Consider the following 12761-nt stretch of genomic DNA (forward strand, 5'->3'; position numbering starts at 1 on the left):
TGTTCGGAATGAAGAAAATCCGCCGCCTCCGCAAAGCCCCACAATGGCTCACCCTTTTCGCCCAGCGGTTGCGTATGTCGGCGACAGGGGTGGCTTGCGACTCGCTGACCACCTCAATGGACCTTGCGCAGCATCCCACACTGCGCGGGCTATTGGGGTTTGCTCCGGCCTTTCATAGCCGTCTGCTCACGTCCAGCGCCAAGACCTATATCGGCTGGGGCCGCAAATGGTCTGGGCGGCGGGCGGTGGCGATTGCGGCGCAGAAGGGGGCAGAATTCACCTTGCTGGAGGACGGGTTCCTACGCTCGGTCGGGCGGAGGGCTTCGAGTCTTTCGTTGGTTTTTGACGACCTTGGCATCTACTACGATGCAAGTGCCCCGTCGCGACTTGAGGTTCTAATTCCAAAGACGATAACGACAAAGCAGGAAGCAAGGGCAAAGCGGTTGGTTGCTCTGTGGCGTGAACACCGCCTTTCGAAGTACAACGAGGCGCGTGACTATGAGGGTAGATTACCTGAGAGTTACGTGTTGGTTGTCGATCAAGTCGCCAGGGATTTGTCGATCCGCTACGGCGAGGCGGACCGGGCCGCTTTCGCGCGCATGTTGCGTGCGGCACTGGCAGAGCATCCACGGCGGGACGTCATTGTAAAACTTCATCCCGACGCGTTGAATCGCAGCGGCTTCAGTCATTTCGACGTGGCGGAGTTGCGAGCCATGCCGCGCGTGCAGGTTATTGCCGAAAACTGCCATGTGTCCAAGTTGATCGAGCGTGCAGAGGTGGTGTATGCGGTCACCTCCCAGGTCGGGTTCGAGGCGTTGATGTGGGGCAAGCCAGTGCGCTGTTTCGGCATGCCATTCTATGCCGGCTGGGGATTGACCCGTGACGAATTGCCACCACCCGAGCGTCGCAGCAAGGCAACACTGGAGCAATTGGTGCATGCGGCGCTGATCCGCTATCCACGCTACCTACACCCCGAGACGAAGCAACCCTGTGAGGCTGAAGATGTGATGGCCCATATCGGCCTGCAGCGCCAGCTTCGGCAGCGGTTCCCGGGTACCGTCTATGCGTATGGGTTTTCACCTCGGAAACGCGGAATTTTGCAACGGTTCATGCAAGGCTCCGATGTGGTTTCCGCGCCGAACCCACGCGATATTCCGGCAGATTGCACTGTCGTCATGTGGGGCGAAACAAAACCTGACGGGTTGCCGCCCACCAGCAGAATCCTGCGGGTTGAGGATGGGTTCCTGCGGTCCTCAGGGCTTGGCGCAGAGCTTGTGCCACCGATTTCGTGGGCTCTGGATGATCAGGGAATATATTATGATCCGACGCGGTTGTCGCGTTTGGAGACCCTGCTGCAATGCACGAGTTTTGATGACTCGCTGATCGCGAGGGCGCGAGAATTGCGGTACAATCTGCTAAGTAACCGCATAACGAAATATAACTTGTCCGGCAGCGCGACCTGGCGCAAACCAGCGTCGGCGGCGCGCGTTATTCTGGTGCCCGGGCAGGTTGAAAACGATGCCTCGATCCGCTGTGGCGGTGGGGAAACCCGGACCAATCTGCGCCTTCTGGAACTTGTACGTGCGGCCAATCCGGACGCCCATATCGTCTACAAGCCGCACCCCGATGTCGTTGCCGGGCTGCGCCGTTCCGGCGAAGACGAAGCCGGGGCGAAGCAGTTTTGCAATGAAATCGTCTCATCCGGTGATATGGCCGGATTGTTAGACCAAGTGGACGAGGTCCACACCATAAGTTCGCTTTCAGGATTTGAGGCGCTTTTGCGGGGCCTTTCGGTCACTTGCTATGGATCGCCTTTCTATGCTGGCTGGGGGCTGACCCAAGATCGCTGCGCAATTCCACGGCGCACACGGAAACTGTCGCTTGATCAATTGGTGGCCGGGGCGCTTATTGCGTATCCGACCTATGTCAGCCGGGACAGCGGCGCTTTTACAACACCGGAACGAGCGGTCGAGGAATTGGCGCAGTGGCGCGCCACCGGTCCCGGATGGATGCCGTTCTGGCGCAGCGGGCTGCGGATCATTCTACAAGCCTGGGTGGCGTCCGGATTGAGGAGCAATTTTTAGATGACGGTTGAGAAAGTCGATACCCCGAACGAGGTGCTGTCGCCCCGAACCGTGGTGTCCCTGGCGCCCGGCCGCGCGGCTTCGGGCGACACCGGAACGCAGGTGCGACCGCAAACCCGGCGTCGGCGTTGGCTCACGCTTTCTTTCGTGTTCTGCGTTTTGCTGCCAATCACACTGGGAACGCTCTACTATACGCTTGTGGCTTCGGATCGCTATGTTTCCGGCGCGGGCTTCGCTGTCCGCGGCTTGGATGGTGGCGGCGGGATCGACGTTGTCGGCGCGTTTACAGGTATGGCTTCAAGCGGTTCAACAACTTCGGAATCCTATATTGTCTTAAAGTACCTTAACAGCCGCGATCTGCTTGAAAATATACAGACTGCTTTCCCGTTCCAGGAAAAATACAGTGCGAGTGATGTTGATTTCCTGTCACGGCTTGACCCAAATCTGCCAATCGAAGATCAGGTTGACTATTGGAACGGGGTCATTGCGACAACCTTTGACTCCACCTCCGGCATCATAACGTTCGATGTGGACGCATTCCAGGCCAAGGATGCAGAGCGGATGGCCAACCTCGTGCTGGAAAACACGCGCGCACTTGTAAACCAGCTGTCCGAATCCGCGCGCCGGGACTCGGTGCGCTTTGCCGAGGCCGAGGTGCACCGCGCCGAGGCGCGGCTGCGCGAGGTATTGCAGCAGGTCCGGACATTCCGAGATCAGGAACTGTCGATCAACCCGGCAGCCAGTGCGCAGTTACAGATCGAACTTTTGGCTTCGCTGAAAATGCAGCTTGTGGACCTGAGATCCCGTATCGCCGCCCTGGGTCGGGTCGATGAAAGCTCTCCGGCCAAGATCAACCTTCAGCGCAAGGCCGACGCATTGAAGGCGCAGATCGCGGAACAGACCTTAGGTATCGCGGCACCACCGGGTAAAGAGAACCCGGACTCTCCGCTCACCGGTCTGCTGGCCACTTATGAAGCCCTGGAGATTGAAAAGACATTTGCCGAGCAGGCCTATGCCTCAGCCCTGTCCTCCTTGGAGCAGGCGCGCATTGATGCGGACCGGCAGCAACGGTATCTTGCGGTTTACAGCTACCCATCGCTCCCTGAGGACGCGATCTATCCGCGCCGAGCGTTGAATATCTTCATCTTGTCGGTGGTCGCAATCAGCATGTGGGGGATAGGCGTATTGGTCACCTATTCCGTGCGCGACCACATTTCGTGACGGACGGATCATGGGTAAATTGCTGACTTTGCAAGCTCGGGTCATAGGGTCGCTGGTCTTGCGCGAAACAAGGGCCAGTTTCGGGACGTCGCAGTTCGGCTATCTTTGGGCCATCGTGACACCGGCAGCCAGCGTTGCCGTGCTCGTAACAATATTCACGCTGATCGGCCGGCAACCGCCGTTTGGTCAGAGCCTTGCACTGTTTTTTGCGACCGGCATTCTGACGCTGGAGTTTTTCAACAAGCTATCCAACACGCTGATGGCGAGTTTCGACGCGAACAAGGCATTGCTGACTTATCCGCTGATCCAGGAAACCGATGCCATATTCGCCCGTGTGATCCTGATTTCGGCGACTTACCTGCTGGTTTTTGTGTTGTTCTATGGCGGCCTTGTCCTGCTCGGGCTCTCGAGCATGCCCACCTTTCCTGAGGTTGTCATTCAGGCCTTCGCGGCCACGGCGCTTTTGGGCTTTGGGTTCGGCACGGTCAATGCCGTGATCGTATCGCTCTGGGACTCCTGGCTGCATATCGAGAGGGTCCTCACCCGGCCGCTCTTCTTTCTGTCCGGGATATTTTACATTCCCAGCAACCTGCCACCCGAAGCAATCGCCATCCTAGAATGGAATCCGGTTCTGCATCTGGTCGAGTGGTTCCGGGAAGGGTTCTATCCAAACTATGAAAGCACCGTTTTGAGCAAGACCTACCCGCTGGGTCTCGCTGTCGGTTTGATACTTTTCGGTCTTGCTGGCGAACGCCTCTATCGCAAAAAGCGGGTGTAACTATGATTGAGCTAGTCAATGTTTCCAAGTCATACACGCTTAAGGGTGTGCGCAAGCAAATCCTCGATGGGCTGAGCTATCGGTTTCCCAAAGACCGCAACGTCGCCATCATGGGCCGCAACGGTGCCGGGAAATCGACGCTCATGCGGATCATCGCTGGCACGGAACAGCCTGATAGCGGCCGCGTTTACAGATCGGTGAAAGTGTCCTGGCCGCTTGGCTTTGCAGGCGGTTTCAACGGCTCCATGACGGGGCTGGAAAATGTACGCTTCGTCTCCCGCATCTACGGACAGGATACCGAAAGAGTTATTGATAGCGTCCAAGCCTTTGCAGAACTTGGCGCTTCGCTCAATTTGCCGATCAAGACATATTCTAGCGGTATGAAGGCCCGCCTGGCCTTCGGACTGAGCATGGCCATCGACTTCGACTGTTATCTGATCGACGAGATCACTGCGGTAGGAGACAAGAATTTCAAACTCAAGAGCCAGCAGGTTTTTACGGACAAGCTGGGCCATAGCCAGATCATTATGATCTCCCACTCGGCCTCCGCTATTAAGACCTACTGCGATTGCGGCTTGTTTCTGCGTAGAGACGGCATTTATTTTTATGATGACATCGACCACCTGATTGCAGACTACAATCGCGACCTGACATGACCATGGCCGCCGACCTTCAGCCCAAGAATGTACCTCGAAAAGGTCGAACGCTACGCCACACAGCTCCTTCAGCTACACGCGCTAGTAAATACAGAACCTGTCGTCGCGCTGCTGAACGCACGCGAGCTTATCGGGGAAGAGTTTCAAAAGTGGCTTGCCCTGACCCTCGTTGTCCCCGCACCCTGAGGGGCCTCGAAAGACTTCAGTCAGGCGAAAATCCGCCCGTAGACAATCCGGATTTTCCGCGAGCACTCTATGCAAACTAGGAACGCGCGTGAAGCAAATTTCCCTGCTTGGCCCTTCCGGTTTGCACAAAATCTTTCCAAGATTGGAAGTTCCGCAATCCCTTCGGGGTTTTCCACATGTATCGCACGGACAGAAATAATATACGTCTTATCAATGGATTATGCGGTGATTGCTTGTGTGTATGACCACATGCTTACGAAAAGACGCCGCAACATGGCAAAGGATCGCGGCCTTTCAGTTGCATCTCATGGGGCTTGATCCGCTCATAACAGCATGGATCGCTGCGCGTCATTTCGACAGCAACTGCGATCACATTCACATCGCCGTATCGCGCACAGCGTTTGACGGTCAGAGGATTGCCCCGCGTCTGTCTGCGCTGCAAACAGATTGCAATCAAATCACCATGGCTGCGCGTCTGGGACTGGACGTCTCGAAGGATAGCAATTCGGTCTAAGTCGCGGAAAATGGCCGTGCTGGCGATACACTTCAATGATGAAGACATTTTGCAACCGCCCCCGATCGCTTCATTAAGCGGCGCTATGGCGAAGCGGGAACTAATTCATTGAGCATTTTCTTCACCAGACGCTCTCGTTGTCCGGCCGCGGTTGCTGCGTCCGTTCTAGGGGTGATTGCGAAATAGTCGTAGGGCAGGGGCAACCCTCGCCGAGCGGGGAAGGTGAATTGGTCTTTGTCCGGCTTTGCGTCCGTCAAAAATTTGGGAACTAGTGCAATGCCAGCCCCTTGCACAGCGAGAGCGAAGGCAACGGCAGCACCGCCGGCACGCAGACCCTTGCGCATGTCGGGGGTTTTGGCGACGCCCTCGGCACGAAACCAACCCGCCCAAGTCGGGTGTGAGGCGTATTGTTCACCCCAGTCAGTATGGATCAGCAGGTTGTCCGGCACTGCGGCAATTCCCCCCTTTGCAATATACCGATTGTAAAAGTCCCGGGTGCAATACGGATAAGCCGTGTCCCGGAACATGGGAACCGAAGAATGCTGCGGATAAAGGTGGCTTTCATAGGTGATCCGGATGTCAGCCTGTGTGCGTAGCAAGTCCACCGGGTCCGGCTCAATCCGCAGTTCGATACCGGTACCGGGGTAATGCTTGCGGAACCGTGAAACTGCGGGAACTACCCAAATTTCTGCCAAAGACTGGATAGTGCTGATGACAATCCGGGAGCGCGCCTCGGTTTCCAGGAGTTGATCTGTAACGGTCGATATCCCCATCAGCGCTTCTGCAATGGCCGGATAGTAGGACCGTCCCGCATCCGTCAGCAGCAGGCTATTGTGGGTTCGGCGGAAAAGAGTTTTTCCAAGGAATTCCTCGGCTTTCTTGACCTGCATGCTGACTGCCGCCGGGGAAACACCAAGTTCGTCCGCCGCAGAGGTGAAGCCGCCCAGGCGCACTGTGGCCTCAAAAGCTTTTAAGGAGTTGAGCGGAGGAAGCCGCATCAGGTTTGCTCGCTTTGAATCAGAAAATCTTAGGCAACGCTTACATTTTTCGATCTGTAATGCCAGCGTCAGAATCCCATGATGCAGCAAACTCGGAGAGACACGCATGGCAAAGATTGAGATTGAGTATCTGGGGCAGCCGGAGATTGATCAAGTGGCGCTCACCAATGACGATATCCTGGATGCTGTTGAACAGGGGCTGATTGCTGCCGGGCAGGGTAAAACGGTGATCGAGCCGCGCATGCATCTGACCCCGGATCCGGCCTTCAACGGGCATTTCAACGTGCTGCGCGGCTATGTCGAGCCTTTGGGCTATGCCGGGGTCAAGGTAGTTGGCGATTTTGTCGACAACTACAAGCAAGGGCTACCGTCAGAGCTGGCGCTCTTGAACCTGTTTTGCCCGCGTACCGGCGTGCCGCGTGCAGTGATTGATGCGGCCGGAATTACCGACATGCGAACCGGAGCGCTAACAGCACTTGGTGCCAAATGGTTGGGTCCGAAGAAACCCAGGGTGCTGGGTCATGTGGGTGCCCGCGGCACCTCATACTGGAACGTGCGCTTGCTGGACCATCTGTTCGATTTCGAAGAAATCCGAGTGCATTCACGTCGCCCGGAAAGCCGCGATGCCTTTGGAGAAAGGCTCAGCCGCGATCTGGGCAAGCAGATCATCGTCACAGAAGACTGGCAAAGCTGCCTGGACGGAGCCGACATTCTGATCGAAGCGACCCGGCTCAACCAGCCTACCCCGATGTTCCACCGCTCTTGGGTAAAGAAAGGGGCCTTGGTCGTGCCCTACGGCACGATGAGCGCGCTGCCTTTGGATTTCACCAAAGGTTTCGACAAGTTCGTGATGGATGATTTGGGGCAGATGCGGGCCGGGCATCTTGGGGCGCTGCGGCCGCATATCGATGCGGGACTGATCAGCGAGGAGAGCTTTTATGCCGAAATCGGTGAGATTGCCGCCGGGCTGAAGCCGGGCCGGGAAGCTGACGATGAAACAATCCTGTTCTGGCACCGCGGCATGTCTACCGGGGATATCGCCCTGGGCGCTCGGATTCTGGAAAAGGCCCGTGACCTGGGCATCGTTCAGAACCTTCTGTACCGGGACGCCTGAGATGGAGAAGCTCCGGCTGGATGGCACTTCGCTGACGGTTGAGGCGCTCAGCCAGGCTGCCAGGAATGCTGCACCCATCGAGCTTGCGCCTGCGGGGCTGGAAGCCATGGCACGCTCCCATGCTCTGGTCGGCCAGGCCATCCGGGACCGGGTTCCGGTCTATGGAGTGACCACGGGTCTGGGCGCCCGTGCAACCGAAGTGCTGAGCGCAGAGGCATTGGCGGAGTTCTCCGTCCATACCCTGCGCGGTCGGGCCCATGCCATTGGTCCGGAAGAAGCCCCGGAGCTTGTCAGAGCGGGCTTGATCGTGCGGCTGAACACCATGCTCAAAGGTCACAGCGCCGCCAGGCCCGAGGTCGCAGAGCATATTGCCGCCTGCCTGAATGCGGGCCTCACTCCGGTTGTCGGGCAAATTGGGTCGATCGGAGCGGCGGACCTGGTGCTTAATGCAACTGCTGGCCTGTCACTCATTGGCGGGGGGCGAATGCGTGATTCTAAGGGTCGGGTCGGGCCAAGCGCAGACATGATGGAGGCCCATGGCATCAAGCCGCTGAATTTGGCACCGCGCGACGGGCTGGCGCTGGCCAATCATTCAAGTACCGTCAGCGGCATGGCGGCCTTGGCAGTCTCCGGTGCAGCCGGTGTCTTTGAGGCGGCACAGACCGCCGCCGCCCTGTCGATGGAGGGGTTTAGGGCCAACACCGGGCCATTGGCGCACCACGTGCTGATGGTCAAACCCCATCCAGGCCAATTGCAGGCGGCCGAGGGACTGCGGTGGAGGCTGGAAGGCGGCGCGTTGCTTGAACCCGGCCACGCGCGCCGGCTGCAGGATCCGCTGTCGTTTCGCAACATTGCCCAGATCCATGGTGCTGCAGGCATGGCGCTGACGCGGGCTGAGGAGTGCCTGGAACTGGAAATAAACAGCGCCAGCGACAACCCCGTTGCCTTTGCTGAAAAGGGCGAGATCACCTCTTGCGGCGCCTATTTCACCGCCGAGATCACCAGCGCGGTAGAAACCCTTAGCCGCTCGCTTGTGCCGCTGGCAGCGGCACAGCTGGCGCGGACTGCAAAGCTCTTGAACCCAGAGTTCAGCGGCCTGCCGAATTTCCTGGCGATGCCGGACAGCTCCTCTAACGGGTTTGCGCCCGTGATGAAAGTGGCCGAGTCGCTGTTCTGCGAGCTGGCCCATACAGCACAGCCAGTGCCGGTCTGGCCAAGCCTGAATGCCAACGGGGTGGAGGATTGCCTGACCAATTCTCCAGCCACGGTGAAAGCGTTGCTCCAGATCACTGGGCACCTGCAGCGGCTGACCGCGATTGAGTTGTTGGTTGCCTGTCAGGCGGTCGAGCTGCGCGGAACCGCCGGGTCTTTGGGCAGCTTTCTCTCTGGCAGCTGCCGGCAAATCCGTGAGATATCACCTGCGTTGAATGAAGACCGCCCTCTGGCAGAAGACATCGAACGGCTGGCGGAAAGCATTTCGCAGAACCGATTTACCGCAGAACCACGGCTGGCGAGCAACATTCCCTGAACTGCGGGGCTGCCTTCAGTAGCAGGCATCAAAAGAGAGGGCCGTGACAAAGACAATTCAACAGGGCAGCGGGCCATGGCCCCACTTGCGCCAGTCCGATTTGTCCGGCGTCTTACCTGTTCACAAACCACGTAGAAAACCGGGCTGTTTCCCGAGCAGGCCACGGGTGACCAGCGCGGCGAAGGTGTCGAGAGGGGCCGTTGCGGCTGTCCCTTGGACCATTTCGGGGTGTTCAGCTTTTCAAAGTTCCGAGGTCAATATCACCCGGCGGAAAGAATGTCGGGGAATACCCAACTTCCGTCGAGGATTTCTGCGCGGGGCTGATATAGGCGGATCGTGTAGTTCCAGCCCGGCGTGATTGGGATGCAGTTGATCCGACCGTCCTCGCAGCCGCCGAAATGGATGGTGAAGGAGCCGTCGTCTTTTGGCGTGGCGGAGGTCTGGTTGTAGATGTTCCGGCCGAGATCGTTGGGCGCCAGGCAGCCCTCGGCGTCGTAGACGGTGATCGTACAGAAGGCGTCCGCCGGCACGTCCTTGACGGTCACCACATGGGGTGTTTCGCCGTCATTCACCTCGACGGCATCGACGATTCCCTGAGCCGTGGTGCCCGGTTGCCCAGCCCAGCCTGCCATTCCGATCAAATGGTCGAGCGGGTCAATTTCGCCTCGGCGACCGAAGGAGGTGGTGGACTCAAGCCCGACGACCGCTGCCAGGTCGCTGACGGCCCTGTGCTGCGGCGAGGGCAAGAAGAAGGCGTCGCATTTTCACTGTCCTCTCTATTAGATCACCGGCTGGACGGTAGGAAAGGTCCACGACCCGTCGAGGATCTCAGGCCCCGGCTGGTACATCCGCACGGTGTAGTTCCACCCGTCCATGAGCGGCAGGCAATTCTCACGCCCGTTGTCGCAGCCACCGAAATGCACAGTCATGGAGCCGTCATCGTTGCGCGCGCCCATAACCGAGTTGACGATGCAGGCGTCGAGCGCGTTAGGTTCGAAGAAGCGTTGAGCGTTGTAGAGGCTGATCGACCAGAAGGCGTATGTCGACCGCGACGTAGGGCGTATCGAAGGTCTCCATATCCAGCGGGTTGGTGCCACCACCGTGGAACTCCTCGTTGATGTAGTGATCCTGGTTGACGATCATCGCCGACATGTACCGATCCCCCACCTCGGGCAGGGTCAACCTTGCGCCCTAGATGATGTCGACGTTCGGGGCGCTATAATGCGTCTCGCGGTTCATGCTGACCGTCGGCTGATTGTCTACGGGCGTCGGTTCGCGGAAATGGTAGAAGCGGTTCAGCCCGCCCGCGAGCGCGACATACTTGGCGAACTCGATGTCTGTAGCGGCGCGGTTGAAGTTAGCGATCGTGATCGGAATCTAGCGGGCGTCCAAGAGAGCGTCCAGGTTGTCGTCGGCGAACTGCGCCAATGCTGGCGCACAGAAAAGACCGATCGTCAGAGCTATGATCGGACCGAGTTGAATTAGGCTCATCATATAGCACGTCCCCCTGCCGAACATACAATCAGCCTTATTAAAGACTTACCGAAGCCAAGCATTGATCTGCCTAAATGACAGAAAAGTCCGCTTTTTTTCATTCCCATACCTTGCAGCTAAGGTCCGGAGCGAGCCCAACTGGCACCTTGGGCTTTTCTGCTGCGCGCGCAGCACGTGAATAGATGCACGTGCTTGGTTCATGACGCCGCGCGGCGGCAGAGATCGCGGTTATTCGTTCACAGTACGACCTGCTCGCCCGTCTGCGCAGCACCCGTGCTTTCTTGAGACAACGACATCGTCTCCGAAGAACGTCGAGTGAACAGAGACAGGGCGCGTAAATCAATGAGCCAAAACAATAGTCAAATCCATTAAACGGCGTGGAGAACGCGATTTCACCCGACGTTGGTGTGAAGGCGCTACCCCAAACGTGAAATCGGACTAAGTCACCGCAGATGAACGACACGACAGAAAAGGAAGCTATCGAGGAGGCAACAGGCCTTGCGCCGCGCGAGATCTATGAAGTCATTCGACGCGAAGGCAAAGAAGAGCTCGAACGACCTCATAAGTCTTTGGTCTGGTCCGGTTTTGCCGCTGGGATAATGATTAGCTTCTCAGTGCTCGCTGAAGCCATATTACGCACTTATCTCCCGGATACCCCCGGACGTTATCTGATCGAGAATTTTGGTTACAGTTTCGGCTTTCTTCTTGTCATCATGGGGCGCTTGCAGCTTTTCACAGAAAACACGATCACCACGGTTTTTCCGCTCGTCGCCTCGCCGACGCGCACGATGCTCGGCCGTGTTTTACGTCTATGGAGCACCGTTCTTGCGGCAAATGTGGTCGGAGCGTTTTGCGCCGCCTCGCTCTTTGCGTTCACGCCCGCAATCCCGTCCGATCTCCTTCCGGCGATCACAGAGCTTTCCGAGCATGCTTTGGGCTTTTCTCCCGGCGTTGCCTTTGCCCGCGCCATCCCGGCAGGCGTTCTTGTCGCGGCTCTGGTCTGGATGCTTCCACAGTCGCTGGCCTCCTCATTCTGGCTCATCATCGCGTTCACCTGGCTTATCGCGGCGGGCGATTTCGCACATATCGTCGCGGGCTCGGTCGAAATGTGGTTCCTGCTTCTGACGGGGGCCAAAGGGGTTGCTGAGGCGGCTTTTGGTTTTTTCATACCGGTCTTTTTCGGCAACGTCGTCGGCGGCACAGTTATCTTCACCCTCATGGCTTGGGGGCAAGTCCAAGAAGAGGTGGATAATGGATCAAAATAGGTCCGACAAGCTGCGTCAGAAGGGAAAATAGCTGGTTAAGGAGGATATCGAATGAGCAAGGATCATGGGCCCTCAATCAAGGACGACGACACCTACGAGGCGCTGCGCGACGATGGCTATTCCAAGAAGAAAGCCGCGCGCATCGCCAATGCACAGGCGAGCGATGACATGTCACCAAGCAAGAAAGGTGGCAAGGCTCCGCCCTACGAGGAGTGGACCAGGGACGACCTGCTCAAGAGAGCTACCGAACTCGGCATCGAGGGGCGGTGGGACATGTCGAAAGACGTGTTGATCGAGGCCCTTCGGGACAAGACCTGAACCAACAGTGCATCGTGGATTGTGCTCTCAAAACTATAGAAACAGGAGACAACCGATGAGTGACTATGAAAGCGGCGACTCGGTGAAGTGGCGGTGGGGCGATGGCACCGGCACCGGCAAGGTCGTCGAACGGTTCACCGACGACGTTACAAAGACGATCAAGGGCACCGAGGTGAAACGCAAGGCGAGCCAGGAAGACCCTGCCTATCTGATCGAGCAATCAGACGGGGATCAGGTTTTGAAGTCGGGAGCCGAACTCTCTCCCGCGTAAGCGAAGATCAGGCCGTCGAAAACGCTTGCGCGGGCACCGCGATCAGCCGCTTGCGGGTCCTGAACAGACCGACGGACTGGGCCGCTATGAGGGCACCCAAGACGACGAGCAAATTGGCCGCGACTGCTGCGGCGAGGATGCCGGTGTATCCGAATGCCAGTACGCCGATCCAAGCCAGCGGCAGATAGATGACGAAGATGCGTCCCGAGCTCAGCGACATCAAGTGAATGGCTCTGGAACGCGCGTTCATTGCGGTGTTGGCTGTCGCGAAGATACCGTATCCACAAGTCCTCTCATCTATATACCGAGTGGGTGAGTTACCCAGCCGGCCACA

Annotated in this window: 16 protein-coding genes; 11 read left to right on the plus strand and 5 right to left on the minus strand. The window is 57.9% G+C overall.

Features of this window, described 5'->3' with window-relative positions:
- Positions 1-8: 8 nt before the first annotated feature.
- The 5 genes from AVO44_RS18035 to AVO44_RS18055 all read left to right on the plus strand — a co-directional run bounded on the left by AVO44_RS18035 (position 9) and on the right by AVO44_RS18055 (position 5439).
- Positions 9-2084, plus strand: a complete 2076-nt coding sequence (locus AVO44_RS18035) for a capsular polysaccharide biosynthesis protein (RefSeq protein ID WP_099045681.1) — start codon at positions 9-11, stop codon at positions 2082-2084.
- A complete protein-coding gene (locus AVO44_RS18040; protein ID WP_068340135.1) occupies positions 2085-3305 on the plus strand; it encodes a KpsE/RkpR family capsule polysaccharide export protein in 1221 nt (406 codons plus the stop codon). It begins immediately after the preceding gene.
- A 10-nt stretch (positions 3306-3315) separates the two neighbouring features.
- Positions 3316-4083 carry an ABC transporter permease gene (locus AVO44_RS18045; protein WP_068340138.1) on the plus strand — a complete coding sequence of 256 codons (768 nt, stop codon included), beginning with the start codon at positions 3316-3318 and terminating at the stop codon, positions 4081-4083.
- A gap of 2 nt (positions 4084-4085) precedes the next feature.
- Complete coding sequence (locus tag AVO44_RS18050; RefSeq protein ID WP_068340142.1) at positions 4086-4739, plus strand: ABC transporter ATP-binding protein; 654 nt, start codon at positions 4086-4088, stop codon at positions 4737-4739.
- A gap of 427 nt (positions 4740-5166) precedes the next feature.
- Positions 5167-5439 (plus strand): relaxase/mobilization nuclease domain-containing protein, encoded by a 273-nt coding sequence (locus AVO44_RS18055; protein WP_157770029.1) that lies wholly within the window; start codon positions 5167-5169, stop codon positions 5437-5439.
- 83 nt (positions 5440-5522) lie between these two features.
- On the opposite strand, the gene AVO44_RS18060 is transcribed toward AVO44_RS18055, so the two are convergent.
- Positions 5523-6437: a LysR family transcriptional regulator gene (locus AVO44_RS18060; protein ID WP_068340148.1), complete on the minus strand. Its 915-nt coding sequence runs from the start codon at positions 6435-6437 to the stop codon at positions 5523-5525.
- Positions 6438-6543: 106 nt separating this feature from the next.
- Between AVO44_RS18060 and AVO44_RS18065 the strand changes: the two genes are divergently transcribed.
- Both AVO44_RS18065 and AVO44_RS18070 read left to right on the plus strand, forming a co-directional pair.
- A complete protein-coding gene (locus AVO44_RS18065; RefSeq protein WP_068340151.1) occupies positions 6544-7551 on the plus strand; it encodes an ornithine cyclodeaminase family protein in 1008 nt (335 codons plus the stop codon).
- 1 nt (position 7552) lies between these two features.
- On the plus strand, positions 7553-9079 hold the full coding sequence (locus tag AVO44_RS18070) for an aromatic amino acid ammonia-lyase (protein WP_068340154.1): 1527 nt from the start codon (positions 7553-7555) through the stop codon (positions 9077-9079).
- 260 nt (positions 9080-9339) lie between these two features.
- On the opposite strand, the gene AVO44_RS18075 is transcribed toward AVO44_RS18070, so the two are convergent.
- The 3 genes from AVO44_RS18075 to AVO44_RS21630 are packed head-to-tail and all read right to left on the minus strand — an operon-like array spanning position 9340 to position 10261.
- The gene (locus tag AVO44_RS18075; protein WP_068340156.1) at positions 9340-9825 is read right to left on the minus strand and encodes a DUF1214 domain-containing protein; all 486 of its coding nucleotides are present in this window, start codon (positions 9823-9825) and stop codon (positions 9340-9342) included.
- Between the two features lie 33 nt (positions 9826-9858).
- Positions 9859-10158 (minus strand): DUF1214 domain-containing protein, encoded by a 300-nt coding sequence (locus tag AVO44_RS21485; protein ID WP_233422023.1) that lies wholly within the window; start codon positions 10156-10158, stop codon positions 9859-9861.
- Positions 10067-10261, minus strand: a complete 195-nt coding sequence (locus tag AVO44_RS21630) for a hypothetical protein (RefSeq protein ID WP_233422024.1) — start codon at positions 10259-10261, stop codon at positions 10067-10069. The genes AVO44_RS21485 and AVO44_RS21630 overlap by 92 nt, the downstream gene beginning before the upstream one ends.
- Positions 10262-10300: 39 nt before the next feature.
- Between AVO44_RS21630 and AVO44_RS21490 the strand changes: the two genes are divergently transcribed.
- From AVO44_RS21490 to AVO44_RS18095, 4 genes are all read left to right on the plus strand, one after another.
- Positions 10301-10564 (plus strand): hypothetical protein, encoded by a 264-nt coding sequence (locus AVO44_RS21490; RefSeq protein WP_068340157.1) that lies wholly within the window; start codon positions 10301-10303, stop codon positions 10562-10564.
- A gap of 461 nt (positions 10565-11025) precedes the next feature.
- On the plus strand, positions 11026-11838 hold the full coding sequence (locus AVO44_RS18085) for a formate/nitrite transporter family protein (RefSeq protein ID WP_068340160.1): 813 nt from the start codon (positions 11026-11028) through the stop codon (positions 11836-11838).
- A 51-nt stretch (positions 11839-11889) separates the two neighbouring features.
- Complete coding sequence (locus AVO44_RS18090; protein WP_068340163.1) at positions 11890-12156, plus strand: DUF7218 family protein; 267 nt, start codon at positions 11890-11892, stop codon at positions 12154-12156.
- Between the two features lie 55 nt (positions 12157-12211).
- Positions 12212-12427, plus strand: a complete 216-nt coding sequence (locus tag AVO44_RS18095; protein ID WP_068340165.1) for a hypervirulence associated TUDOR domain-containing protein — start codon at positions 12212-12214, stop codon at positions 12425-12427.
- Between the two features lie 7 nt (positions 12428-12434).
- Here the strand turns inward: AVO44_RS18095 and AVO44_RS18100 are convergent, their stop codons facing one another.
- A complete protein-coding gene (locus AVO44_RS18100; protein ID WP_068340167.1) occupies positions 12435-12647 on the minus strand; it encodes a hypothetical protein in 213 nt (70 codons plus the stop codon).
- Between the last annotated feature and the right edge of the window lie 114 nt (positions 12648-12761).

Origin of the sequence: Ruegeria profundi, from assembly GCF_001507545.1 — a bacterium.
Lineage (GTDB): Bacteria > Pseudomonadota > Alphaproteobacteria > Rhodobacterales > Rhodobacteraceae > Ruegeria > Ruegeria profundi.

Bases quoted from the DNA above. Each gene is read 5' to 3' on its own strand.
- AVO44_RS18035 (WP_099045681.1), top strand. From the start codon at position 9: ATGAAGAAAATCCGCCGCCTCCGCAAAGCCCCACAATGGCTCACCCTT.
- AVO44_RS18040 (WP_068340135.1), top strand. From the start codon at position 2,085: ATGACGGTTGAGAAAGTCGATACCCCGAACGAGGTGCTGTCGCCCCGA.
- AVO44_RS18045 (WP_068340138.1), top strand. From the start codon at position 3,316: ATGGGTAAATTGCTGACTTTGCAAGCTCGGGTCATAGGGTCGCTGGTC.
- AVO44_RS18050 (WP_068340142.1), top strand. From the start codon at position 4,086: ATGATTGAGCTAGTCAATGTTTCCAAGTCATACACGCTTAAGGGTGTG.
- AVO44_RS18055 (WP_157770029.1), top strand. From the start codon at position 5,167: ATGACCACATGCTTACGAAAAGACGCCGCAACATGGCAAAGGATCGCG.
- AVO44_RS18060 (WP_068340148.1), bottom strand. From the start codon at position 6,437: ATGCGGCTTCCTCCGCTCAACTCCTTAAAAGCTTTTGAGGCCACAGTG.
- AVO44_RS18065 (WP_068340151.1), top strand. From the start codon at position 6,544: ATGGCAAAGATTGAGATTGAGTATCTGGGGCAGCCGGAGATTGATCAA.
- AVO44_RS18070 (WP_068340154.1), top strand. From the start codon at position 7,553: ATGGAGAAGCTCCGGCTGGATGGCACTTCGCTGACGGTTGAGGCGCTC.
- AVO44_RS21490 (WP_068340157.1), top strand. From the start codon at position 10,301: ATGCGTCTCGCGGTTCATGCTGACCGTCGGCTGATTGTCTACGGGCGT.
- AVO44_RS18085 (WP_068340160.1), top strand. From the start codon at position 11,026: ATGAACGACACGACAGAAAAGGAAGCTATCGAGGAGGCAACAGGCCTT.
- AVO44_RS18090 (WP_068340163.1), top strand. From the start codon at position 11,890: ATGAGCAAGGATCATGGGCCCTCAATCAAGGACGACGACACCTACGAG.
- AVO44_RS18095 (WP_068340165.1), top strand. From the start codon at position 12,212: ATGAGTGACTATGAAAGCGGCGACTCGGTGAAGTGGCGGTGGGGCGAT.
- AVO44_RS18100 (WP_068340167.1), bottom strand. From the start codon at position 12,647: ATGTCGCTGAGCTCGGGACGCATCTTCGTCATCTATCTGCCGCTGGCT.